This window comes from Helicobacter mastomyrinus (assembly GCF_039555295.1).
In the GTDB taxonomy this organism is placed as follows: domain Bacteria; phylum Campylobacterota; class Campylobacteria; order Campylobacterales; family Helicobacteraceae; genus Helicobacter_C; species Helicobacter_C mastomyrinus.
Genome location: NZ_CP145316.1, coordinates 1,678,924 through 1,704,602, shown reverse-complemented (window position 1 = coordinate 1,704,602; position 25,679 = coordinate 1,678,924). Strand labels below are relative to the sequence as shown.

The following is a 25,679-nucleotide window of genomic DNA, read 5'->3' as shown; positions in this document are numbered from 1 at the left end:
ACAGGTATGAAAATAGTAATACTTGATGCGGATACTCTAGGTGAATGCGATTTAAGCGAGATAAAAACACTAGGCGAGGTAACAAGCTATGGCTTTAGCAAAAAAGATGAGGTGCTTACGCGCTGTAAAGATGCAGAAATAATCCTTACTAACAAGGTCGTGCTTGATGAGAGCATTCTCTCTGCTCTTCCTAGCCTTAAGCTTATTTGTATTACTGCCACAGGTATGAATAATGTCGATTTGGATTGTGCCGCTAAGAGGGGTATAGAAGTAAAAAATGTCGCAGGGTATTCTACAAGCGATGTCGCACAGCACACAATGAGTATGGTGCTGCACCTTTTAGCAAAGCTAAGTTATTATGATGAATACTGCAAAAGTGGGGAATGGGCTAAGAGCCCCATTTTTGTGCATATTAATGGCGGATTAAAGGAGCTAGAGAATCTGCAGTGGGGGATTATTGGCTTTGGGAGCATTGGGCAGAGGGTGGCACACCTCGCACAAGCCTTTGGTGCAAAAGTAAGCTATTATTCTACAAGTGGTAAAAATACGCAAAGTAGCTTTGAGCACAAGGAACTCGATAAGATTCTCTCCCAGAGTGATATTGTCTCTATCCACGCTCCACTTAATCCTAGCACAAAAAATCTTATCAATCGCACAAATTTGCCTCTCTTAAAAGATGGAGCGATACTTATTAATGTCGGTCGTGGTGGGATTGTCAATGAGGAGGATATGACTACATTCCTTAAGGACAAGGATATGTATTTTGGCACTGATGTGCTAGAAGCAGAGCCAATGAGAGCAGGACACCCATTTTTAGATAAAAGTATTGCTACAAAGCTACTCATCACACCGCACGTAGCGTGGGCGTATGATAGGGCAAGAGAGCGATTACTCGCACTCACAGCAAAAAATATTCGCGATTTTTTAAATAAATAAAATTTTAAGCTAAACATCAAATATTGATGAGAATTAAAACTAGATAAGATATTTTTTATTAAAATAAACAAGGTATCATAGCAGAAATTAACTTTTTGGATAGATTTTCTTTTGATTAAGATGTTTAAAGGAGATTGAATGAGCAAGGAGAAGTTAGTTAGTGGGTTTTTGGTATCAAAAACAGATACAAAAGGCAGGATAACTTATTGCAATCGAGCATTTATTGATATTTCAGGTTTTTTAGAAAGTGAGCTTTTAGGTAAGCCACACAATATAGTGCGACATACAGATATGCCCCGCACCATTTTTGCCTATCTTTGGAGAGAAATTTCATCAAAAAGAGAAGTTAATGTATATGTCAAGAATCTTACTAAAGATGGAGGCTACTATTGGGTTTTTGCCAATGTAACACCCTCACTTGATATATTTGGGAACACTGTAGGCTATTATTCCGTGCGCAGAAAGCCTAATAAAGAAGGGCTTGATGCTGCTGTGAAGCTCTATCAAAAGATTAAAGAGGCGGAATCTAATGGCGGTATAGAATCTGGCTTAAAGTTTTTCCATAAATACTTTGAGGATCTAGGAGAGAGCTATGAAAACTTTATCTTGCGTTTGCAAGTAGGAGGCAAGCAATGATAGTAGCTATTTTAAGCATTATATGTGTCCTATTATTAGGCTATATTTTTATTCTCAAAGCAAAAATAGCACGTGAGAAGGTATCCATAGAAAAGATTACACGTCTTATTGATCAGGTGTTGAAAGGAAATTTTGAGCCTCGTATAGCCAATATTGGAAACACACAGCTATGCCACATCTCTAGGGGACTAAATGAGTTACTTGATAATTTCGAGACATTTCTTAGGGAAGCTAATATTGTGATTCAAAAATCCTCTTCCATAGGCGAATATAGACCATTTTTGACCGATGGTATTTTACCTAACTTGCAAGTAGTGGCAAAACACGTTAATGAGAGCATAGAAGCCAGTAGAGAATCTATTAAGCTTGGCTCATTTAGAGAAATAAATTTGACACTGAGCAATATCAACAACAACTTGAAACAGCAAAAATTTGTGCAAGAATCTTTCCACAAAAGCCTTTTGTATTTGCGTGATATTTCAAGTAAAATTACTTCTATGACAGTAAATTTCGAAGAGGGCTATAACAAAATAAGCACTTCAATGCAAGTCTTAGAAGACACACAGCAGCTTATTAGTGCAAATGATAATGCTGTGGGTGGGCTAAGTGAAAGAAGTCAAGAGATAAGCTCTATTATTGGCGTTATCAATGAAATAGCAGACCAAACAAATCTCTTAGCCTTAAATGCTGCTATCGAGGCAGCTCGTGCAGGAGAGCACGGGCGAGGCTTTGCGGTAGTGGCTGATGAAGTGAGAAAACTCGCAGAAAAAACACAACACGCCACAAAAAATATATGGACGCAAGTTAATCTCTTCCAGCAAACGACTAATGAAATTTATGAAAATTCTCAAAAAATGCTTGATCAAATGAATGAGTTTAGCGCTATGATTGGGGGATTTGAATCTATGTTTAAAGGCATCAGTCAAACTTCAATACAAATTGATCGTTCTGCAAAAACTATTAGTGCCCGCCTCAATGGCAATAGCTTGATGGTTGATCACATTATCTTCAAAAGCGATGCATACGATAAGGTATTGAAAGAAGAAGATAGCACAGCATTAGCAGATGATATTAAAAAGATTTTCTCGCAATGGTATGAGACACGAGGCAATCCAAACTATGCAGGCACAAAAGCATTAGAAAATATTGTTAATTTCCATAATGAGCTTATAAAGGCGGCAGAAATTGGCGTAGAAAATGCACAGAGTTGCTATGGTAGAGAATGTCAAATCACCTGCGTAGAATCCTTTAGAACAATGGAAAAAATGAGTGATTTGCTCTTTGCAGAAATTGATAATCTAGCTAAAACTTGGGAAAAAGAGTAGGTTACCATTTTTTATTCGTATATGTTTTAGGCTTTATTAGGCACTTTAATAAAGCCTTTAAGTTGCACGTATTTATTTAATCTCATTAAAAATATGGTAAATAGTTGCATATACAACTATTTACAAAATCACATTACAATTCCCATCTTTAGAGTAAAAACCACAAAAAGGAGTTTTTATGCCATTACTTGATAGTTTTAAGGTTGATCATACGCGTATGCCCGCTCCAGCAGTGCGTTTGGCAAAGAGTATGCAGACACCAAAGGGCGATGTTATTAGCGTTTTTGATTTGCGTTTTACTCGCCCAAATTGCGAGATTCTAAGCGAAAAGGGAATCCACACAATGGAGCATTTGATAGCCGGATTTATGCGTGAGCATTTGAATACTTCACGAGTAGAGATTATTGATATTTCACCAATGGGCTGTCGCACAGGATTCTATATGAGTGTGATAGGCACACCAAGTGAATATGATGTCAAAGATGCGTGGGAAGCGAGTATGCGTGATGTATTGCGCATACGTGATGAAAAAGATATCCCTGAACTGAATATTTATCAATGCGGCACTGCCAAAATGCACTCTCTCAAAGAAGCACAAGAAATTGCTCAAAATGTGCTTGATAGAGGTGTAGGGGTAATGAATACCCAAGAGCTACTTTTAAAAGATTTTGCATAATTAGTACAAGGTAATACCTTATAAGGTGAAATCTTCTCTCGCTGCTCGTATATTTATTTTTTACAATAAATATGATATGGAGAGAAGCCTGACTTTTACACCTCCTATAGGTTTTACATTGCGTCTTAAAGCTTTTTTAATTGAGAATCCATACAGACCAGCTTGATAAACCAAAGCAAATGCGGTTTTATCCTAGCGGAATTTGTCCTTTTGCAAAGGGCTGTATGGCGGCAAAGCGTGGACTCACACTCCGCGCAAATATTAACTACGCAGTGGTGAAGCCACCATCGCGCAGGAATGATGGATGAGAGATTGTATACCTTTAAACTCACTTGATAAATCCCGCAAAGGGTAAAATTAAGCAAAGCGCAGTTTTAAGTGTATTCTTTAGGCGTTAGCAGAGGCTTACCTCTGTAACAAGACCTTTATAGCGGCTTTAACCGCAACAGCAAAGGAATAATAGACTAAGGAGTCTATTATTCAAGATTATGCTTATTAGGAGACATAATGCGAGTAATACCCATATCATTAAATATTATTGCCATATTTCTAGTTCTTGGTATTTTTGTAGGTTGCAAAGATTCTCAGCAATCAAGACAAGCATCGGTATTAAAGGTCAAGACACAGACTATTGCCTATAAAAATACAAATCTAAACTTTGAATATCCAGCAAGATTAAAAAGTGTGCAAAGTGCAGGAGTATATGCACGAGTGCAAGGCACACTTTTAGCAAAAAACTTTAAAGAAGGGGATATTGTCAAAGAGGGACAATTGCTTTTTAAAATAGATCCCGCTCGTTATCAAGCAAAAGTCGATCAAGCAAAGGCTCAAAGGCAATCTGCAGAGGCAAATTTCATTAAGGCAAACCGTGATTGGCAACGTGTGGAAAAACTCTATAAACAAGGCGTTTATACCATTGACCAATATGACACTTCACGTGCGAACTTCCTCTCCGCTCAAGCCAATGTTGCAAGCACACAAGCAGCCCTTGATGATGTAAATATCGATTTGGGCTACACAGATGTGATAGCGACTATTAGCGGACGGATTGGTATGCGTAGCTATGATGTGGGGAATCTTGTCGGTGGAAGTGGTCAAGATGTGCTTACAACCATTACGCAACTTAGCCCTATATATGCGGAATTTTCCATTCCCAATACGGATTATTATCTGATGCGCGGCTTAGAAAATAGCCGCATACAAGTGGAATATGTGCTTAATAATGGGCGTGTGTATGACAAGATAGGCAAACTTGATTTCGTCGATAGTGTGCTTGATCCACAAACTTCTGCTATTAAAGCACGCTCAATCGTAGATAATGAAGATTATAAGCTTTTACCTAATGAGTTTGTAAGAGTGCGTCTTAAGGGGTTTGAAGCACAAAATGCCATTACTATACCAGAAAGCGCACTTTTGCAAGATACGCAAGGAAGTTATGTTTATGTTATCAAAGATGGCAAAGCAAAAATAGCTCGTGTGAGCTTAGGGCAAAGAGTTGATACGCATATATTGGTTAATAGCGGTCTCAAAGAAGGTGATGTTTTGATACTCAATCAACTCTCTAAAATTCGCGATGATAGCCCAGTAACTCCTGATAGCGATTCTCAAAGCGGCACAGAAAATAACGCACAAAATTAGGAGCATAATATGTCAAAATTTTGTATCAATCGTCCTATTTTTGCAATGGTCATATCCATTGTTATTACACTTGTTGGGGCTATTTGCATTACTATTCTACCTGTCGAGGAATATCCACAAGTAGTGCCAAATGAAATTATGGTGCAAGCCACTTATAGTGGTGCAAGTGCTGAGGTAGTGGCAAATACAGTAGCCAGTATCCTAGAGGATAGTATTAATGGTGTGGAAGGAATGCTTTATATGAAATCCTCTTCCACTTCAAGTGGGGTAATGAATCTTAGTGTATTTTTTGCCAACGATACTGATGCAGATATGGCACTTATTAATGTAAATAACCGCGTTCAAACCGCCCTCACACAACTCCCAACAGATGTACAGAGAGTGGGTGTTACTGTGAGGAAACGCTCTTCTACTTTACTGCAAGTATATGCGGTATTTTCGGATAATCCTGCACACGATATTACTTATGTGGCAAATTATACAATTTTAAATATTATTAATGAACTCAAACGCGTTCAGGGCGTGGGTGATGTAGCTGTTTTTGGCTCGAGGGATTATTCTATGCGCATTTGGCTTGATATTGATAAATTATCACAAAATAATCTTACGCCTGCAGAAGTGGCACAGGTACTTTCTGAACAAAATGCGCAATTTGCGGTAGGTTCATTTGGTAAAGAGCCCGTAAGAGGCGATATTGCCTTTACTTATTCTATTACCACACAGGGGAGATTTGTTAGCGCAGAGGAGTTTGGGAATATCATTGTGCGCTCAAATGCTGATGGCTCAGCATTGCGTTTAAAAGATGTGGCAACAGTAGAGCTAGGAGCAAAAGATTATAGTGTAAGCCCACTTTTTAATGGCAGAAATGCCCAAGCTTTTGGTATTGCCCTTCAGGCTGGAGCAAATGCACTTGAAGTAGCCGAAGGTGTTGAAAAAAAGATGCTAGAGCTATCAAAAAGCTTTCCTAGTGGAATGCAATATAAGATTGCTAATGATAATACAAAATTTGTGAAAATCTCTATTAAAGAAGTGGTGAAGACATTTATCGAGGCTATTGTGCTGGTAGTAATTATTATGTATTTTTTCTTGCAAAATTTCCGTGCAACTATTATCCCTGTGATAGCTATTCCTGTATCGATTATTGGGGCTTTTGCAGGTATGTATGCGTTAGGATTCTCAATCAATCTTCTTACACTTTTTGGGCTTATTTTAGCTATCGGTATTGTGGTTGATGATGCCATCATTGTCATTGAAAATGTGGAGAGAATCTTACACAATGAGAGAGATGAGAATGGTGAAAAATATTCTGTCAAGGCAGCTACGCTAAAGGCTATGGGGGAAATTCAAGGACCTGTTGTCGCTATTGTGCTAGTGCTTTGCTCGGTGTTTATTCCTGTAGCATTTATCGGTGGCTTTAGTGGAGCGATTTACAAACAATTTGCCATAACCATCGTAATTTCAGTGATTATTTCAGGGTTTGTAGCACTTACCCTTACCCCCGCACTTTGCGTATCAATCTTGAAAACTAAGGAGCCTAAGCCTTTTTATCTTGTGCGAAGATTCAATGAATTTTTTGATTGGCTAACACATAAGTTTGGCGAACAAATTGGCAAGGCATTACGGCGCGGTTCGTTGCTTTTGTTATGTTTTGTGGGTATTTTGGGGGTTACTTGGGGATTACTTGCTAAACTGCCTACCGGACTTGTACCAAGTGAAGACAAAGGCATAGTGATGAGCTTTATTCAGCTACCGCCAGCTGCCTCACTATCCCGCACAATAGAAGAGGGTAGAAAAGCCTTGGCTTTTCTAGAACAAGAAGATGGAGTAGAACAAAACTTCCTTATTGCTGGTTTTGATATGCTTGCAAGTGCTGCACGTTCTTCAGGTGCGGTTATTTTTACCTCATTGAAAGATTGGAGCGAGCGCAAAGAGAGTGCATTTGAAATTGCACAAAAAACAATGGGTGCTTTTAATGCCAGTCTTGACGCCTTTAGTTTATCAACGACGCCTCCAGCTATTATGGGATTATCAACAGTTGGCGGCTTTGAGCTGTATATACAAGATAGAAGTGGGGGCACCATTAGAGATTTGGAGAAATATGCTAGCTTATTTGTAGCCGAAGCAAATAAACGAGATGAACTTGTGGGTGTAAGAAGCCTCTTTAGCGCAGATATTCCACAATATTACTTACAGCTTGATAGAGAGAGGGCAAAGGCTATGAATGTTAATATCAATGATGTTTTCACAACCTTGCAAAGCACACTTGGGCAATATTATGTCAATGATTTTAATCTCTATGGCAAAACCTATCAAGTCAATGTGCAAGCTTTGAGTAATTTTAGAGAAATACCTGAAGATTTAAGCCATATTTTTGTGAAATCAGGTAATGGCGACCTAATTCCCATAAGCGCGCTTGTAAGATCTGAGCGTGTGATTGGTCCTGATATTGTGGATAGATTTAATCTCTTTACAAGTGCAAAAATTATTGGTAACCCCGATGAAAGCAAGGGATATTCAAGTGGTGCTGCATTAAGGGCAGTTGAAGAAGTGGCAAAAGAGGTGCTGCCTGATGGCTATACCATCGCATATAGTGGCACAAGCTATCAAGAGAAAAATGCAAGTGGCACAGGCACAATCGCCTTTGTTTGTGGGCTTATTTTTGTCTTTTTGATTCTATGTGCGCAATATGAGCGGTGGCTTATGCCTCTCTCTGTGCTAAGCGCAGTGCCTTTTGCAGTTTTTGGTGCGGCAGCAGCTACGGCATTGCGTGGGTTGAGTAATGATATATATTTTCAGGTAGGGCTTGTTATGCTTATTGCCCTATCGGCTAAAAATGCGATTTTGATTGTGGAGTTTGCACAGCATTTACACGAAAAGGAAGGTAAAGGCATTATAGAATCTGCCATAGGTGCGGCAAAATTGCGATTCCGCCCTATTATTATGACTTCACTTGCTTTTAGTATTGGGGTATTGCCCCTAGCCCTAAGCACAGGGGCAGGAAGCGCAGCTAGACACGCTATCGGCACGGGTGTGGTTGGTGGTATGATGGCAGCGACATTTATCGCCGTATTCTTTATTCCGCTCTTTTGGAGCTATATCGCACGCCTCTCTCATTGGTTGAAGAATAGAAAGTGAGATAAATTAGATATTAAAACATTTATGTCAATTTTAATATATAGCTTCATAAGGCAATTAAGCACAAGGTGCTATGCCTTATGATAATAAAGTAAGAGAATATATGTTTTTATTCTAGCTGTTGTATTTCACATTATATGAGTTGAGTATTTGTTAGGATTTTTTGTATCTTATGAATCTTTGATATGATACACAAGAACTTTGTTGCACGTTTTAGTTCTCCTATCCTACTTTCGCGTGCCATCTCTCCTACGTTTTTATTATATTCATACCCTCTATTTGCCTTAATCTAACAGATTCTTCATATCCTCATTCCCAAAAATCTTGCAAAAAATAGACAATCCACACAAATAGCAATCACACCACAGAAATTAAAAACTAAACTTAAATCCATCTTTATAAATTATTTATAGACTATGATTTATCAATAATAATGGCTAAAAAACAGACTCGCATATGTAGTGATATAAAATGCAAGAACTTAAATCGTTTCCTGTATTTAGATTTCTATTTGTGTAGTTCTCTACGCTATTATAAAACTGCTGCGTAGTCTTATAAATGCAATTAGCCTCCTTTAACCAAGTTATCTTACTTCTCAAGTCAGTTTCAAGGATATAGTTTCTATAAACTCATCCCTTATTTAATGCAAAAAGTGCCGTGTGTGCGTGAAATACATACTTATACCATATTCATCACAGGCTTTAATCACCTCATCATCTCTTATGCTCCCACCGGGCTGGATAATCGCGCTCACGCCATATTGATGAGCTATATCCACACTATCACGGAATGGAAAGAATGCTTCAGAAGCGCATACGCAGCCTTGCAAGTTTAGATTCATATCCTTTGCCTTTGCCATTGCCGCCCTTGTAGCATCAACGCGGCTTGTCATACCCATACCAATACCTACTAGCGCACCATCTTTGACATAACTCACGCAGTTTGATTTAGTAAGGGCTGCGATAATATAAGCGATTTTCAAATCCGCCTTTTGTGCTTTGCTTGCTGCCTTAGCACTCACAAGTTGGGCAGAATCTACCTCATCATCTCTTACCACATCGCTTTCTTGTAGCAATAATCCGCCCTGTATGTGCTTAAAATCATAGTTATCGTGTGGCAGGCTAAGAAAGGCATTATTTTGCGTGAAAATCTTTGTGCGCTTTTTACTTTCAAAAATATGAAGCGCTTCATCGGTTATATCCCCGGCGATTAGCACCTCTACAAAGATTTTGTTTATCTCTTCGGCTAAAGCCTTATCTATCACGCCATTGATAGCCACCACACCACCATAGGCGCTTATGCTATCACACGCAAGGGCTGCTTTATAAGATTCTAAAAGTGTATCTTTAAGCGCGAAACCGCAAGGATTGCCGTGCTTAATGATACACACGGCTTTTGCTTCATCCTCAAAGCTCGTGGCGATTTTGAGCGCAGCATTCATATCATTAAGGTTATTGAAACTTGGCTCACCTTTTTTGATGATAAAATGCTCGTGCCAAAAGCCATTAAACCCATATAATGCGCCCTTTTGATGAGGATTTTCCCCATAGCGCGTTTGCATAATCTTTTGCCCCTCTATAAACACTTTCTCCCCAAAGCCATCATTGAAACGCTTATTCATATAGTTAGCTATCATACTATCATAGGCAGCGGTATGCTCATAGGCTTTAATCATCATTTGCTGCCTTAGAGCGAGCGAGTTTGCGCCATTACGTAAAGATTCTATCACTTTTGCATAATCATTTTTATCTGTTATGACTAGCACGTGGGCGTGGTTTTTCGCCGCTGCACGCACAAGTGTAGGACCGCCGATGTCGATATTCTCTATAATCTCGCTAAAATCTGCTGTGCGCTCAATGGTTTGTTTAAAAGGATAGAGATTCACACATACAATATCGATAGGCTCTATATCGTTATCTTGCGCACTCTGCACATCATCTTTATTATCTCGTCGGTAGAGTATCCCCCCGGCAATCTTTGGATGCAAGGTTTTTACACGTCCATCAAACATCTCTTTACTCTGTGTGTATTCGCCCACATCAATAGCGTTGATGCCCGCTTTCTCTAGGAGTTTGAGTGTCCCACCTGTGCTAAGAATCTTATATCCTAAAGCACATAAATCCTGCGCAAATCCCTCAATACCCTCTTTATCACTCACGCTCAATAACGCATACATCTTTTGTCCTTATTTGGTAAATTTTGATAATATTGTAGCCATATTTTGCAAGAAGGCAGCTAAATGATATGCGTCTTTGATATTGAGAGTATCCCTGATTTTCATCTTTTGCGCGATAGCTTTGGCTTTGAAGGCTCGCCTTTGCAAATCGCACAAGCTGCCGCAGAGGAGCAATATGCAAAAAATGGTAGCTCCTTTCTTTCCCTTTGCTTTCATCGTGTTATTAGCATTGGTAGCGTGATATGCGATGATTTTGGACGATTTGTGAAGGTAGGGCATTTTGGCACACATTTTTTAGAATCGCTCCCCCATTCATTAGATTCCATAGATTTCTTAAGCAGTGATTTTTTAGACACATTAGAAAAGACACTTTTAAATGAGTTTTGGACATTTTTTAATAAAAACAATCCAAGACTTGTGAGCTTTAATGGACGGGGCTTTGACATACCTACAATGCTTTTACGTGCTATGCGTTATGACATTAATGCGTGGGCGTATTACGAGCAGGATAATCCTGCACATAACAAAAGCAAATGGGAGAATTACCGCCAACGATATAGCGAAGTCTTCCATACCGATTTGCTTGATAGTTTGGGGAATTTTGGCATGGCGCGCTCCTTAAAGCTTGATAATATATGTAAAATGCTTGGTTTAGTGGGGAAATATGATATGAGCGGAGAGCAGGTCTTTGACACCTATATCAACGCTCAAAGTGCTAAAGATAAGCTCACCGCACTTGAGACTATTAACCACTACTGCCATAGCGATGTGCTAAATACCTATTGGCTTTATCTCAAATACGAGCTACTCAAGGGGCATATCATAGAATCTGATTATTATCATATACTGCGGGAGTTTTTAGCCAATTTTCCTGCTAATAAGCCTTATTCACAGGTTTTTAAAGATACACTAGAGCGGCACATCACTAAATATACGCAAGATTCTACAAAGGATAATGATGGATAGCCCATATATGAGTAAAAATGGTGAAATCACCTCTAAAGCACAGCTGATTACAGAGATAGAATCTTTACTGAATGCTATCCCTGCAAAATCCCGTACTACACTCTCACGTGCGGTAATGGATAGCCTCTCTTGCCCTGATTTAGAATCTATCCGCGATAGCCTCATAGCAAAAAGCCACGATACCATAGCAGAAAATAAACAATGGCTTTTGGGATTAGCCAATGATTAAAATAGGTATTATTAACTATGGTGTGGGGAATCTAGGCAGTGTACAGAATGCCTTTGCGCGTATTAGCTCATTTAGCGATGTGATTTTGTTTGATGTGTGTATAGAATCTACACCCGATAGGCTAAAGAAATATGATAAGCTTTTACTACCCGGTGTAGGGGCGTTTGGCAATGCTATGGCGCATTTGAAACACACAGGGCTTGATGAGGCGATTATTGATTTTGCACGGAGTGGGAAGCATTTGCTAGGGATTTGTTTAGGGTTACAGCTACTTTTTGAGAGAAGTTTCGAATTTGGCGAACACAAGGGGCTTGGGCTATTAGAGGGTGAAGTCGTGGGCTTTAGCAATATCGCACCGCTTAAGATTCCACATATTGGCTGGAATAGCTGCCACTTCACCTATCAAGCGCGAGATTCTAAGCTATTTTGCGGTATAAATGATAAGAGCTTTTTGTATTTCATCCATAGTTTTCATATTAAGGCAAGGGAGGAGGATATTTTAGCTTATTGTGATTATGGCTATCCTTTTGGTGCTATTGTTAATCAAGAGAATCTCTTTGGGATTCAGCCTCACCCTGAAAAAAGCCATAATGTAGGCTTAAAATTGCTTGCAAATTTTATTAATTTATGAGAAAATAATGCAGTATTTACCTTTCAATTTAAATTAATAAGTTTTAATAATGGAAAATTTTTATAATTTATAGGAGAAAAGATGATTAATTTAGCAATTATTGGTGGCGGTCCTGCTGGACTTAGTGCGGGATTATATGCGACACGTGGCGGAATTAAAAATGTAGTGCTTTTTGAGAAAGGAATGCCCGGTGGGCAAATCACAGGGAGCAGTGAAATAGAAAATTATCCGGGTGTAAAGGAAGTAGTAAGTGGTATGGACTTTATGCAGCCGTGGCAAGAACAGTGCTTCCGCTTTGGATTACAACATCAAATGAGCGAAGTAGTGCGTGTGAGTAAAGAGGGAGATATATTTCATATCCATCTCTCCAGTGGCAAGGTAGAGGAAGCAAAGGCGGTGATTTTCGCCGCTGGTGGTAGCCCCAAAAAAGCTAATTTGAAGGGTGAAAGTGAATTTTGGGGGAAAGGGATTAGCACTTGTGCTACTTGCGATGGATTTTTCTACAAAGACCAAGAGGTTGTCGTGCTAGGCGGTGGCGATACGGCGCTTGAAGAGGCAGTATATCTTAGCCGTATTTGCTCCAAGGTACATTTAGTGCATAGGAGAAATGAGTTTCGCGCCGCACCTACTACGATAGAGCACGTAAAGAAAAACGATAAGATTCGCATTATCACCCCTGCCATCGTTGAAGAGATTAAGGGAGATTCATCAGGCGTTACAAGTGTGCTTATCAAACATACAGATTCAGGGGAAAATGAGGACATACCCGTGATGGGAATCTTTATCTTTGTGGGCTATGATGTGAATACAGCCACTTTAAAACAAGAGAATGGTTCAATGCTCTGTGAATGCGATGAATACGGAAGCATTAAAGTGGATTTATCAATGAGGACAAGTGTAGAAGGACTTTTTGCTGCAGGAGATGTGCGCACACAGGCTTCTAAACAAGTCGTATGTGCCGCCGCAGATGGTGCAACAGCAGCATTACAAGCCATTGCCTATTTAGAGCATAAATAACATTTGATTTCTAATCAAATGGGATTAGAATACTGGGGTAAGTGAATATACTGCGGAATAGAAGCGAGGACTATTTCGCATTTTGTTCTGCAAACTAAGCTTTTATCTTCGCCAACGATAAAGCAAATATTTACAAATTCGAGCCAATCTGCAGTATTTGCTTACCCCTAAAACACCAAAGCATTAATCCAATATTTGTAAAATATTCGCTTAGAATTCGTGCATATACCTTTGCCTCTATAACGTATGACAACAGCATAATACACAAAAATCTAAGTCTTTGGGCTGTTATGAACCACGTTTCAAAACTAATGCTCCACGATACATCTCATACACCACCACGCCAAGCACTACAATGCTTGAACACGCCAAAGAAAGCGGATAGGAAAGCCACACGCCAAACACTCCATAATAATGCGACAGCACAAAAAGAAAAATGATTACAAAAACAAAGTTATAGGAAATGGTGATAATAAATGAGCTTTTAGGGCGTTGAATAGACTGAAAAAATATCGCACTCACTATATTGACACCTAAAAATATATAACCGATAAAATACACTTGCATCGCTTCAAGCGTAGGCTCAAGGATACTCTCTTGCCCCTCTTTAAGGAAAAGCCGCACCAAATGTGAATCTACACTCATAAACAAGCCATACACCACCACGCCCATAATTGTGGCAAAAATCACACCAAAGGCATAAATACCTTTCACGCGCCTCATCGCCCCCGCCCCGTAGTTATAACTTGCAATAGGCTGAATCCCCTGCGAACAAGAAATCAAAATCGTAATACACACCACCCCCACATACATAATAATGCTATATGTGGCAAGATAGCTCACGCGTATATCCTCCGTATCTGCCAAAGCCTTTAGTGTGTGGTTAAACACGACCATCACAAACGCTACGCTAAGTTCAGCTATGCTTTGAGGCACGCCATTTTTCATTGAAGCAAACACCGCATTGATATGGAATCTTTTCACCAAATAAATGCGCCCTTTTTTACGCACAAAGTGGCTAAGTAGGATAAGCATACCCAAGCTATGCCCTAAAATCGTAGCTAAAGCAGAGCCAAATATGCCCCACTCAAGGACAAAAAGAAAAATATAATTCAAAACAATATTAGAAACAGAGCCTACAATCATTGCTACCATCGCTAAAACAGGGCGTTTGTCATTAATGGCAAAAACATCAAGCAAAGGGTGCAGCACGATAATCACAGAGCCTAGAAAAATCACCTGTAAATATTCCACCACATAGGGCAGCACTCGCTCACTCGCCCCAAGCGCGATAGATATTTGCTCGACATAGATAAAGAGTATTCCGCCAATGATAAGAGAGGAACTCATAGCAAAGTAAAACACGGAGCTAAACATCAGCCTCGCGCGATGATCTTGCCCCTTGCCTAAAAAATATGCTGCTATGGAAGCCGCCCCCATACTAAAAAGCAGCTCAAAGGCAATCAGCACAGGAAATACAGGCCAACACAGCCCAATAGCAGCCAATGCGTCCTCGCCCAGCTTCTTACCTACAAAGATTCCATCAAATGTAGAATATGTAGAAAGCGCGAGCATAGCGCACAAATTAGGGATAAAGAAATAAAAAAAGAGACGATAGATAGAATCTTTACTTAAATTAATCTTCTCATTAACGCTTATCACACTCATACAAACCGCTCCAAAATCCTTTTATAGTCTGCTTGTGTGTCAATGCCTATACTTTGTGTCTCCACTATGGCTAAGGCAATAACTTTGCGATGATACAAAGCTCTTAACTGCTCTAATTTCTCAATCTCTTCCAGTGGACTTTTAGGCAGGGTGCAAAATGTCTTTAGACTTTTAGCACTATATCCATAAATCCCCAAATGCCCTAAATATAGGATATTTGCTAATGTTTCACAATCCTTATCGCGGCAAAATGGAATAGGAGCGCGGGAGAAATATATCGCCTCATTATGAGCATTTAGCACGACTTTGACAAGATTAGCATCTCCTATATCATCCTCATTTATCACCTTTGCCAATGTCCCCATAAAAGGCTTTTTATGCTCCATTAAATGCCGCAATGTCTCTATCACATTATGCTCTAAAAATGGCTCATCAGCTTGGATATTAATCACCACCTCATCATCGGCTAATCCTAGCTTTATTGCTGCTTCCGCACATCTATCCGTACCGCTACTATGAGCTTTATCAGTTATCACACATTCTATCTTATGTGCCCTACATACAGATTCAATTTGCGCATCATCACAAGCGACCACCACATCATCTATTTGCTTTGCATTGAGTGCTGTCTGCACCACCATAGGCAGCCCATTTATATCACATAGCACCTTTTTTGGGAATCTTGTAGATTCTAGCCGCGCAGGGATTATTATCATCAAATCCTCCTTTGGGTAAAATAAGCAAGATTCTAACTAAAATCTTTCAATCAAATAAATGCTTTTGCTTTCTCTTATAACCTCCACTTACCTATGTTTTTTATCCCTATACGCAAGTTATTTAAAATCTCTGTGCTCATTTTGTTGTTCAAAGCCATAAACTCTCACTAGTCAAAAATCTTATATTACAAATTTGCAATACTAAGATTTATTGCCAAAAAAGATTAAAATTTTTGTTATTTTTTATTCACCTAAGAGATGTTTTTGTAGAATTGCTTATTGTTAAATATAAATGATAAAAATATTTATGATCTAAAATTTAGAGATTTGAAAAGGAGTATTTATGCTAAAAGTAGGGATTTTTGGAGCGACTGGGCGCGTGGGGCGGCTACTTATTGAAGAGATTTTAAATCATAAACATTTCGCTCTCTCAAGCGTGTATGTCCGCAATGAATTACAATATTCACTCCCCTCTAGCACTATGGTTACGCGTGATTTTGCCATATTTGTGCAATCAAGTGATGTGGTTATTGATTTTTCCTCTCCAGAGGCTACAAAAACCTTGCTTGAGGCAGCTATTGCTGCTCCTACGCCACTTGTCATAGGCACAACGGGACTTGATAGTGATACACAGCATTTACTTGAGGAAGCCTCGCACACAATGCCTATTTTGTATGCAACCAATATGAGTAAGGGCGTGGCGGTGCTAAATAAGATTGTAGGACTTGTGGCAAATACGCTCAAAGAAAGCGATATAGAAATTTGTGAGATTCATCATCGACATAAAAAAGATGCTCCTTCCGGGACAGCTTTAACTCTCGCTCAAACCTGTGCTAGCGCGCGCAATCTTAAGCTTAGTGATGTACGTATCAGCGGACGCAATGGTATGATAGGCGAGAGAAGCAAAGATGAAATTGCCGTGATGAGTTTGCGTGGGGGTGATGTGAGCGGACGACATACGGTGGGATTCTATCTTGATGGCGAATATTTAGAACTCACACATAATGCGACTTCACGGCTTACTTTTGCTAAGGGGGCGCTTGATATGGCAGGCTGGATAGTGCGACAGGAAAATGGCTTGTATAGTATTCAAGATGCTCTTTGTCTGTGAGATGATTTACCATTGTTACGCTATTTGCAAGTGTGGATTGGCACTTCGTGTAAATACATTTCACGTCGCATAATCTTACGCACTTAAGATAAAGCCTTTCGTGTGCGCCTAAAGGATTAGGGTTAAACTAAAGCTAAAGTCTTATTATTCAATTCATTTTGGTAGCCTCATATACCTTTGCTATTGTGTCAATCTATGTTTGAAAAAATTCTTGTAAAGCAAAAAAACACAATAAAACAAACAGTAAAAATTTTATTTCCTCTCAAGTAAAATGCTCATCTCATTCCCCTACCCCCTCTTAGCCACAGGTAGCAAAAAATCTTACTGAGATTCTAAGATGTAATATGGGTTAGCATTTTGCATAAATGCGAAGCTAGTTTGTTAGATTACCTACTCGCTCCCCTTGTATTATTTGTAGATATATCCCCATTCCACACAAAAAGAGCAAGCACTTTGTTTTAAAGGGGAATACAAGATAAATGCAACCTTTACATACAGACAGAAAAAAGAATGCTTTGCTTATTAAAGGGATAACTCTCTTCTTTAATTGAGTGAAGGTAAGGCAGTCTCTACCAAAAAAGGAACAGAAAGTGATGCGGTTATTCCAGGGGGGGGGGGGGAAGCGATAAAAAAGTGAAAAACAGGAACAGCCCTAGCTTCCCTCTCTCTTTATATATAGGGGAAAGTTGTCTCCTCTAGTCTCTCATATAACAAACTCAATATCTACAAATGTATCACACACAAGGCAAGTTTTAAAAGGTAAAGAATCCTAAAAGTTTTATAAAATCGCGTGTTAGCTTTGTTTCTATACAATCACATACCAAAAACACAAAGTAAGGACAAACTTTAGGTATGGAAAGTTGGAATGAAGAATGTGCTGTGGTGGGCGTGTATAATGTCAATAATGCGAGTGTTTTAAGCTATTATTCACTTTTTGCAATGCAGCACAGAGGGCAAGAAGCAAGTGGAATCGCCGCAAGTAATGGCACAAAAATCACTACAATCAAAAATACAGGGCTTGTAACAAAGATTTTCACTCAAAGGCAATTAGACAAACTACAAGGGCGCTCGAGCATAGGGCATAATCGTTATTCGACTGCAGGGGAAGATTCCATCAATGATGCCCAACCTATCTTTGCTCGATATGAGCTAGGGGAAATGGCTATCGTTCATAATGGGAATCTTACCAATGCAAAAGCTGTGCGTAAAAAGCTTATTGAAAATGGAGCAATTTTCCAAAGCCACCTTGATACCGAAAATCTCATACATCTTATCGCACAGAGTAAAAAACAATCTCTTACAGATAGAATCATTGACGCCCTAAAATGCGTTGATGGGGCGTATTGCTTTATATTTCTCTCTCGCACAAAAATGTTTGCTATCCGCGACCGTTATGGATTGCGCCCTTTGAGCTTGGGGAAGATTCAAAACGAGGATGGCAGCACAGGCTATGTAGTAGCAAGTGAGAGCTGTGCGTTTGATTTGATTGGGGCGGAGTTTGTGCGCGAGATTAAGGCGGGGGAAATACTGATTTTTGATGGGGCGTATGCGCTCAAAGATACGCAGCCTAAAAGCATTCAAGTTTTTGAGCCAAATCCTCACCCTTGCGTATTTGAACACGTCTATTTTGCTCGTCCAGATAGCAATATCTTTGGTAGCAATGTCTATAAGGCGCGCAAACAAATGGGTATTGAGCTTGCTAGGGAGCATAAGATTAAAGCGGATATGATAATCCCTGTGCCAGATTCTGGCGTGGCAGCGGCACTTGGGTATAGTAAGCAAAGTGGCATTGACTTTGAGCTAGGCATTATCCGTAATCACTATGTGGGGCGGACATTTATCGAGCCCACACAGCAGGAGAGGGAGCTGAAAGTGCGGCTCAAGCTTAATCCTATTAGAGAGCTGATTGCAGATAAAGATATTATTGTGATTGATGATTCTGTCGTGCGTGGGACGACAAGTAGGCAGATTATTAGAATCTTGCGTCAGGCAGGGGCACGGAAGATTCACTTACTTATTAGTTCTCCACCTACTATATCGCCCTGCTTTTATGGTGTGGATACGCCGCATAAAGAGCAGCTAATATGCGCAAATAAGAGTATTGAAGATGTGCGTAAATACATTGGGGCGGATTCTCTAGGATTTCTCTCTATTGAGGGCTTAGTGCGAAGTATAGGGGGGGAGAACAAATCGTGGTGCAAGGCGTGTTTTGATGAAAACTATATTGATGAATACACTAGGGGCTTGTGATGCGGCTTATACTAAGCGTGGGGCGGTATTTTAAAAGACGTTTTGGCACAAGGGTGCGGAAAATCCCTATATCTCTGCAAGGCTTTACCTGCCCTAATATCGATGGGAGCTTGGCAAAGGGCGGGTGCATATATTGCGATAATGAAAGCTTCTCTCCAAGCCTCATAAAGATAAATAAAGGCTCTCAAGTAAAGATGAATTTCTCCCTTAACTCCAATCCACTTTTGCCCAAGCAGCTTAAGCAACTAGAGGAGCAATTCTTTTGGCACGCGGAATTTCATCAAAGAAAATTTGGCATAAGTAAGTATATGGTATATTTTCAGTCTTATACAAATACTTATGCGCCCTTTGAGACGCTTAAGACTCTCTATGATAAAGCATTGAGTTTGCCCAATGTCGTGGGGCTGAGCATAGGCACACGTATTGATTGTGTGCAGGATTCACTCCTTGAGCTTTTGGGCGAGTATGTCAAAAAAGGTAAAGAGATTTGGCTAGAATATGGGATACAATCTGTGTATGATAAGACTTTAGAAATTACCAATCGCGCCCACAGCATTGCTCTGGCTAAAGAAATGTTTGCTAAGACACGAGCAAAGGGTGTGAAAGTCTGTGCGCACTTAATCTATGGCTTACCGGGTGAGACGCCGGATATGATGCTACACTCACTTGATAGCGTGCTAGAATGGGGGATTGATAGCATTAAGATTCACCCCCTGTATGTGGTGAGCGGCACTCGCCTTGCTCAGCTTTACAAAAATGGCGAGTATGAGCCTATTAGTATTGAGACTTTTAGCGATTTGATTGTCAAATCTTTGCAGAGGATTCCCCCTAATATTGTCGTGCAGAGAATCAGCGCGGGGGCACACGATGATACACTCCTTGCACCTATGTGGTGCTTTGATAAAAATATTCAAATGCGCTATATCCGCGATAGGCTAAGGGCAGTAGGGATAGAGTATTAAAACAAGGAATGAGCCTATACACAAGCCCTTTAAGCAAAAAACACATTATAATGATTAAACAAGCTAGTTTATAATTTAGCCTCATAATAAGGCAAAAAGGATTGCTATGTATAAATCACAGCTTGATTCACTCCTTAAGGCTTCAAAAGCCCCGCGCATAAGCTTTTTATATGGTGATAGCTTTTTGGTAGAGTATTATAGTAGGCTTATCGCCTCTGCTCTTATATGTGAGGAAAAAAATGTGTTTTACTTTGATGAATACAATGCCACACAAATAAACGCTCTCCTTTCACAAAGCTCACTTTTTGGCACACGCTCACTTGTGGTGCTTAAAATCAATGATAAAATAAATAAAAAAGATATTGAACTTTTTTTGCAATCTCTTTTTCATAATACACAAAATGCCCTTATTATCGAGTATTATCAAGGCTCAAAGTCCCCAGCAGATTATGCTAAAAATTCCAAAATATATGCTGGATATTTTAAGCACCCTAAAATGCCCAAAGATGACATTATAGAAGTGCGCTTTTACGAGCCGACTTTACACGAATGTATGGATTTTATGCGGCAAAAAGCTAAAACAATGTCTCTAAAAGCGAGTGATAAGGTGCTTCACCAAATCCTTAGCCTTCAAAATAATGACATTGCCCTTTCTTTGAATGAACTAGAAAAATTTGTTATTTATACTGATGGTAGGGAAATTGAGCCAAGTGATGTGAATCTGCTTTGCGATGGGGTGGCAAGCTTTAGCATAAGCGAACTATGCCACACTCTAATGGAAAAAAAGCCTTTTGTGGAAATGCTGCATAGCATTTATGAGGAAGGCGTGAATGAAATTGCGATGATCAGCGAGATTCAAAGATTCTTCTATCAACTCTTTTTATTTTATGCATTTATTAAGGCTAATGGTAGAGCAGATGAAAGAGAAATCCTAGGTTATGCCCCACCAAAACATATAGTAGAGCCATTAGTGCGGCATTGCATTCGCTTTAAAGAAAATGAGTATATTGCCATTTTTGAGCTCCTCTCTGCGTGGCGATATGAAGTGAGTAAGGGCAAATCTAAGCAGTCTATGAGTGCTTTAATCAAAATTCAAGAATTAATAAGATAGAATCCGTGCTTCTAACCCTTGCTCTTTTATGCTAGATTCTAGCGCGGAAAGGGCGACTACACCAAAAGGAGAAAGAATGAAATTTTATGAGACGATGTTTATCCTCAAACCTACGCTTGTAGAAGAGGAAATCAAAACACGTATTGATTTTTTTAAAGAAGTCATTACAAAAAATGGCGGTGAGATTGAAACCTGCCTTGATATGGGAACGCGCAATCTTGCTTATGAGATTAAAAAGAATAAACGTGGATACTATTTTGTCATCTACTTCAAAGCACAACCAACCCTAATTAGAGAGCTTGAGCGAAATTATCGCATTAATGAAGAGATTTTGCGCTTTCTTGTAGTGAAATATGAGAATAAAAAAGAGCAAAATGCGTGGCAAAAGCTCGTAGATAGGGCAAATAACAAGCCTGAAGCAAAAAAAGAGCTTAAAGCCTCTAAGGCTAAAAAAGAAGAGACAGCAGAGGCACAGGAGCAAGATTCTCAAGAATCGTAAGCAAACAAGGGAATGAGATGTATAACAAAGTGATTATGATGGGGAATCTTACGCGAGATGTGGAATTGCGATATTTGCCTAGTGGAAGCGCTCTAGCGACTATTGGCTTAGCGAGCAATCGCCGATTCAAAAAGCAAGATGGCAATATGGGTGATGAAGTATGCTTTGTCGATGTGAAGCTTTTTGGTCGTAGTGCAGAAGTGGCGAATCAATACTTGCGTAAGGGCAGCAAGGTGCTGATTGAAGGACGATTAAGCTTTGAGAGTTGGAATGACCAAAGTGGTGCAAAACGAAGCAAACATACGATTATTGCTGAAAGTATGCAAATGCTAGATTCTAAATCTGCAAGTGAGAATAGCGGCTACGCCCCCTCATCATATAATCAACCCAATCAACCTATGCAGTCTGCACAACCTCAAGCACAGAGCTATGGTGGGAATGCAGGAGTAGAGAACTACCCCCAAAATATCCCTGAAATCAATATTGATGAAGATGAAATACCCTTCTAGTTTTCACACATTTTACAAGGAGCAATGATGGAAAAGAAAAAATACTCAAAACGATACTGCCGATATACCGAGGCTAAACTTGAATTTATCGATTACAAAGATGTGGAAATGCTTAAGCATTCATTGTCTGAACGATACAAAATTATGCCAAGACGTCTTACAGGCAACACAAAGCGATGGCAAGAACGCGTAGAAGTAGCCATCAAACGTGCTAGACATATGGCACTTATTCCTTATATCGTGGATAGAAAAAAGGTTGTCGAGAATCCTTTTAAAATCTAAGTATTTCAATGGGCACTAGTATACCGATACTTAAGCCCTTTTGTCATTACAAGCGTTAGTGAAGTAATCCATAAGTGATATTTTCTAAGGGTATGGAATTCTAAAGGATAGAAAATGTGGGGTAAAAAGCTCTTTATTCCCTTTATCTTATGCTTTATTGCCATATTGGGAATCTTTATATGGGCGTTTGATGCAGACAGGATAAGCCAAGAAGTGCTTGACTTATTTCCGCGGAATGAGAGCAAGGCACTCATTGAAGCGCATAGATATTTTGCAAGCTCCAAATACATACCTGTAGCTATTGAGGGAGAATCTACGCAGGAGGTACTAGAGGAGATAAAGGCATATCTTTTGGCTATGCCTCATATCACTTCTGTGATAGCAGAGGAAATTCCGCTCTCTTATCAGCTTTATGACTTTCTATCGCATAATGAGAAATATCTCCTCGCCCACGCACATATAGATTCGCAACCATCTTCCACAGATTCAAAAGATGCAAATGAGCAAAGCCCAGATTCACTCTCTGCACAAAGCGCAGCGATTTACGCACCGCTTTTATCATCTTTTACCCCCTCACCCGATGAGGCAAAGCCTATTTACGCAGGAGATAGGGGCTTAATGCTCCTTGCGGAGATAGATAGCCTCGAAGACAGTGCCCTTAAAGATACCCTAGCGCACTTTAAAGAGCTAAAAACACATTATCCTTCTATACATTATTTTTCCACAGATTTTATGCGCGTAGAGAATCTAGGCTTAATTTTGCAAGAAGTGAATTTCCTCTTAGGCTTTGCCTCGCTTGTGTTTATTATCTTATATTTTGTGATTATCCGCATACCTCTTTTGACATTCAACACAATTTTTACACTCATTTTTGCAAATACGATTGCCATTTTGCTCACACTATGCGTGTATCCAAAGGTTACCATTATGGCTTTAAGTTTCGGTATGGGGATTTCAAACATCGCTATTGATTATATGATGCACCATCATTTCTTTGGGCTATACACTCACGCTCCCTCTTATGCAAAGCATTCACCCTTAGCACGTCCAGCCTTCAATCGCCCTGTGTTTTATGGGTATTTCACGACGATGATTGGCTTTGGGGTATGCTTATTTATCCCCTTTCCACTTTTGGCTCAACTCGCGCTCTATGCGATGATTTCACTCACTATCTCCTATGTGAGTTTTGCCTTTATTTATCCACGCATAGGCTTTAAGCCCCCTCGCCTTTTTGATAGCATTGCTAGACTTAGGAAGCCCTGTGTGCCAAGCATAGTGTTTTTAACTCTAGCCTGTGTAGGCTTTATCTTTGCATTTAGCACATTGAAGCTTGATTTTGACCTCTCCAAGCTTGATTATCAAAACAAGTCTATGCTTGATGAACGTGCCTTTTTTGCGAATATTGAGGATAAAGATGAAGTCAAAGTGCTGCTATTTTCGCAAGAAAGTGATGGGCTTATGCTCTTTACACGTGGGCTGCTTGAGCATATAGGTGCGGTGAAATTTTATGCTAATGCAGGTAAATCGCCATTAGAGCAATACTATTACCTCGCCTCTATGTCAAAGGCGCAATTTGCGACAATACGGGCACTTTTTGATGAACTTAAAACGCAAGGGATTCTATCACCACTTATCGCACAGTTATGGAATCCTGCAGAGATAGCAAAAATTACAGAATCTCGCATAAACTTTGATGAACGACCCTTGCAGGACATTATGGATAGTTTAGCAGATAGTATTTATCAGCCTATGCTGATTGTGCTAGGTATCGCGCTTATGGCAATGCTATGTGTGTTAGTCTTTAGTGTGCGTGGGGCGTTTATAAGCGCAGTGGGCTTCGTGCTTTTTCCCTTGAGTATGGCATTAAGCGTTGTGGCAAGCCATAGTGAGTTTAATATGATGCACCTTTTTGCCTTGCTGATTTTAGTAGTAGTAAGCGTGGATTATGGTATTTATGCGATTAAAGAGGGTGAAAGCCCACGCACAACACACGCGATTTTATTTTCCGCATTGACTACGGGAGTGAGCTTTGGGATTCTCATCACTTCGCACACAAAGGCGCTTAATTCCTTTGGGGAGGTCATATTCGCCGGTATGGGCTGCATACTAATCCTGCTTTTATATAATGCTTCCTATCAGCAAACAACAAAAGATTAGTAGCAAAATTAAGAAAAAGACAAAAAGGACAAATAGGCAGAGCAGAAGTCGAGCAGGATAGACAGACGTATATAAATCTCAATATAAAATGAGCAGTTTGTCATTTATAGAAAATGGGATTATAGCTGCCACGAGGACAAATATAGCAATAACGCGCAGTTTGATTGACAATATTTCATACAAGATATTTGGAGTGCGCGTAAAGTCTTTGCCAATCGCCCTCAAGTATAAATGGATTATTCATCGCTCATCTCCTTACGGGTATGCAAAAGGTTGTTATCTTGACATTCGCCCTACAAAGAATCACTTTGGCACAAGCTTTTTAAATACTAACTGGGGGGGGGGGCAACATATATTCAAGCTAATGCGACCCTCTTAGAAAATATAGCAGATAATTCGATGGGCTCTCTTTATGTGCTTTATGGTAGTGGAGCATTTCGGCTTGGGGTGATAGCGACCCTATCGAGCCAGACGCGTGAAAAAAGGCATTAAAAGCTTTTTCAAAGAATGCTAGAGCCTAATGGGAGGCTGTATTTTAGTGTATCTGTGGGGCAAGCGGGTAGGATATGCTTTAACGCACATCGGGTATTCAAGCCACAAACCATTATCGGTACTTTAGACCAAATCGATATTGTAGGAATGAACTCTATCTCCAACGAGCTTACTACAATTGAATATATCACGCATAAAAATGGCAAAAACACATATTGATGAGAATCCTGCATTCTTTACCTGATAAAATCCAAAACTAGGGCTACGCAGGGCTATTTAAGTTTATAAAAGATAAACTTTCTAAAACTTATAATCTTTGCTTTCGTAAATGAGATATGCCTCCTCATCTGCATAAAACTAAAGAGAGTTTGCTCAATTGCCTCTCTCTTAAATACTACTATGGAAAACGATGTATCGCTCAAATCAAGCCACCCTACAGACTACCCTCCCCCTCTTTAAAATTTTAGACTAGAGAATCTCTACCTTAAAAACTAACTTGATGAATAAGACAACGTCTTAGTCATAAGTGCGTCCTTTTGTCCTCAAGGGCTATTGCC

Annotated in this window: 24 protein-coding genes; 21 read left to right on the top strand and 3 right to left on the bottom strand. The window is 39.7% G+C overall.

What is annotated here, in order from left to right:
- Positions 1-6: 6 nt before the first annotated feature.
- The 7 genes from V3I05_RS08635 to V3I05_RS08605 all read left to right on the top strand — a co-directional run bounded on the left by V3I05_RS08635 (position 7) and on the right by V3I05_RS08605 (position 8,346).
- Positions 7-936: a D-2-hydroxyacid dehydrogenase gene (locus V3I05_RS08635; RefSeq protein WP_343353339.1), complete on the top strand. Its 930-nt coding sequence runs from the start codon at positions 7-9 to the stop codon at positions 934-936.
- A 138-nt stretch (positions 937-1,074) separates the two neighbouring features.
- Complete coding sequence (locus tag V3I05_RS08630) at positions 1,075-1,572, top strand: PAS domain-containing protein (RefSeq protein WP_300449380.1); 498 nt, start codon at positions 1,075-1,077, stop codon at positions 1,570-1,572.
- On the top strand, positions 1,569-2,897 hold the full coding sequence (locus V3I05_RS08625) for a methyl-accepting chemotaxis protein (protein WP_343353338.1): 1,329 nt from the start codon (positions 1,569-1,571) through the stop codon (positions 2,895-2,897). The genes V3I05_RS08630 and V3I05_RS08625 overlap by 4 nt, the downstream gene beginning before the upstream one ends.
- A 178-nt stretch (positions 2,898-3,075) precedes the next feature.
- Positions 3,076-3,573 (top strand): S-ribosylhomocysteine lyase, encoded by a 498-nt coding sequence (gene luxS / locus V3I05_RS08620; protein ID WP_300446326.1) that lies wholly within the window; start codon positions 3,076-3,078, stop codon positions 3,571-3,573.
- Positions 3,574-3,713: 140 nt separating this feature from the next.
- The gene (locus V3I05_RS08615; RefSeq protein WP_300446324.1) at positions 3,714-3,881 is read left to right on the top strand and encodes a hypothetical protein; all 168 of its coding nucleotides are present in this window, start codon (positions 3,714-3,716) and stop codon (positions 3,879-3,881) included.
- A 199-nt stretch (positions 3,882-4,080) separates the two neighbouring features.
- Positions 4,081-5,211: an efflux RND transporter periplasmic adaptor subunit gene (locus V3I05_RS08610; RefSeq protein WP_300446322.1), complete on the top strand. Its 1,131-nt coding sequence runs from the start codon at positions 4,081-4,083 to the stop codon at positions 5,209-5,211.
- 9 nt (positions 5,212-5,220) lie between these two features.
- Complete coding sequence (locus V3I05_RS08605) at positions 5,221-8,346, top strand: multidrug efflux RND transporter permease subunit (protein WP_343353337.1); 3,126 nt, start codon at positions 5,221-5,223, stop codon at positions 8,344-8,346.
- 640 nt (positions 8,347-8,986) lie between these two features.
- Here the strand turns inward: V3I05_RS08605 and purH are convergent.
- Complete coding sequence (purH, locus tag V3I05_RS08600) at positions 8,987-10,522, bottom strand: bifunctional phosphoribosylaminoimidazolecarboxamide formyltransferase/IMP cyclohydrolase (protein ID WP_343353336.1); 1,536 nt, start codon at positions 10,520-10,522, stop codon at positions 8,987-8,989.
- A 63-nt stretch (positions 10,523-10,585) separates the two neighbouring features.
- On the opposite strand from purH, the gene V3I05_RS08595 reads away from it, so the two are divergent.
- The 4 genes from V3I05_RS08595 (at position 10,586) to trxB (ending at position 13,365) form a co-directional block, all read left to right on the top strand.
- On the top strand, positions 10,586-11,488 hold the full coding sequence (locus V3I05_RS08595; protein WP_343353334.1) for a 3'-5' exonuclease: 903 nt from the start codon (positions 10,586-10,588) through the stop codon (positions 11,486-11,488).
- Complete coding sequence (locus V3I05_RS08590) at positions 11,481-11,717, top strand: hypothetical protein (protein ID WP_343353333.1); 237 nt, start codon at positions 11,481-11,483, stop codon at positions 11,715-11,717. Before V3I05_RS08595 ends, V3I05_RS08590 begins: the two co-directional genes overlap by 8 nt.
- Positions 11,710-12,348: an imidazole glycerol phosphate synthase subunit HisH gene (gene hisH, locus V3I05_RS08585; RefSeq protein WP_343353331.1), complete on the top strand. Its 639-nt coding sequence runs from the start codon at positions 11,710-11,712 to the stop codon at positions 12,346-12,348. Before V3I05_RS08590 ends, hisH begins: the two co-directional genes overlap by 8 nt.
- An 81-nt stretch (positions 12,349-12,429) precedes the next feature.
- Positions 12,430-13,365 (top strand): thioredoxin-disulfide reductase, encoded by a 936-nt coding sequence (gene trxB, locus V3I05_RS08580; RefSeq protein ID WP_295698318.1) that lies wholly within the window; start codon positions 12,430-12,432, stop codon positions 13,363-13,365.
- Positions 13,366-13,653: 288 nt separating this feature from the next.
- On the opposite strand, the gene V3I05_RS08575 is transcribed toward trxB, so the two are convergent.
- Together V3I05_RS08575 and kdsB are read right to left on the bottom strand one after the other, a co-directional pair.
- A complete protein-coding gene (locus V3I05_RS08575; RefSeq protein ID WP_343353329.1) occupies positions 13,654-15,033 on the bottom strand; it encodes an MATE family efflux transporter in 1,380 nt (459 codons plus the stop codon).
- On the bottom strand, positions 15,030-15,749 hold the full coding sequence (gene kdsB / locus V3I05_RS08570; RefSeq protein ID WP_295698323.1) for a 3-deoxy-manno-octulosonate cytidylyltransferase: 720 nt from the start codon (positions 15,747-15,749) through the stop codon (positions 15,030-15,032). Before kdsB ends, V3I05_RS08575 begins: the two co-directional genes overlap by 4 nt.
- A gap of 343 nt (positions 15,750-16,092) precedes the next feature.
- Here kdsB and dapB point away from each other — a divergent pair, with 343 nt between their 5' ends.
- The 10 genes from dapB (at position 16,093) to V3I05_RS08520 (ending at position 25,341) form a co-directional block, all read left to right on the top strand.
- A complete protein-coding gene (dapB, locus tag V3I05_RS08565) occupies positions 16,093-16,860 on the top strand; it encodes a 4-hydroxy-tetrahydrodipicolinate reductase (protein ID WP_295698325.1) in 768 nt (255 codons plus the stop codon).
- A gap of 852 nt (positions 16,861-17,712) precedes the next feature.
- Positions 17,713-19,110, top strand: coding sequence for an amidophosphoribosyltransferase (purF, locus tag V3I05_RS08560; RefSeq protein ID WP_300446309.1), 1,398 nt, complete (start codon positions 17,713-17,715; stop codon positions 19,108-19,110).
- A complete protein-coding gene (locus V3I05_RS08555) occupies positions 19,110-20,072 on the top strand; it encodes a TIGR01212 family radical SAM protein (RefSeq protein ID WP_295698331.1) in 963 nt (320 codons plus the stop codon). The genes purF and V3I05_RS08555 overlap by 1 nt, the downstream gene beginning before the upstream one ends.
- Before the next feature lie 106 nt (positions 20,073-20,178).
- Positions 20,179-21,183, top strand: a complete 1,005-nt coding sequence (holA, locus tag V3I05_RS08550; protein ID WP_343353326.1) for a DNA polymerase III subunit delta — start codon at positions 20,179-20,181, stop codon at positions 21,181-21,183.
- A 76-nt stretch (positions 21,184-21,259) separates the two neighbouring features.
- The gene (rpsF, locus tag V3I05_RS08545) at positions 21,260-21,682 is read left to right on the top strand and encodes a 30S ribosomal protein S6 (RefSeq protein WP_295698337.1); all 423 of its coding nucleotides are present in this window, start codon (positions 21,260-21,262) and stop codon (positions 21,680-21,682) included.
- A gap of 17 nt (positions 21,683-21,699) precedes the next feature.
- Positions 21,700-22,191 carry a single-stranded DNA-binding protein gene (locus tag V3I05_RS08540; RefSeq protein ID WP_295698339.1) on the top strand — a complete coding sequence of 164 codons (492 nt, stop codon included), beginning with the start codon at positions 21,700-21,702 and terminating at the stop codon, positions 22,189-22,191.
- Positions 22,192-22,218: 27 nt separating this feature from the next.
- Entirely contained in the window at positions 22,219-22,473 is a 255-nt protein-coding gene (gene rpsR, locus V3I05_RS08535; protein ID WP_034587961.1) for a 30S ribosomal protein S18, read from the top strand.
- A gap of 114 nt (positions 22,474-22,587) precedes the next feature.
- A complete protein-coding gene (locus V3I05_RS08530; RefSeq protein WP_343353323.1) occupies positions 22,588-24,630 on the top strand; it encodes a hypothetical protein in 2,043 nt (680 codons plus the stop codon).
- A 97-nt stretch (positions 24,631-24,727) separates the two neighbouring features.
- A complete protein-coding gene (locus tag V3I05_RS08525) occupies positions 24,728-25,009 on the top strand; it encodes a hypothetical protein (protein ID WP_300933367.1) in 282 nt (93 codons plus the stop codon).
- Positions 25,010-25,137: 128 nt separating this feature from the next.
- Entirely contained in the window at positions 25,138-25,341 is a 204-nt protein-coding gene (locus V3I05_RS08520) for a hypothetical protein (protein ID WP_343353321.1), read from the top strand.
- The last annotated feature ends 338 nt before the right edge of the window (positions 25,342-25,679 follow it).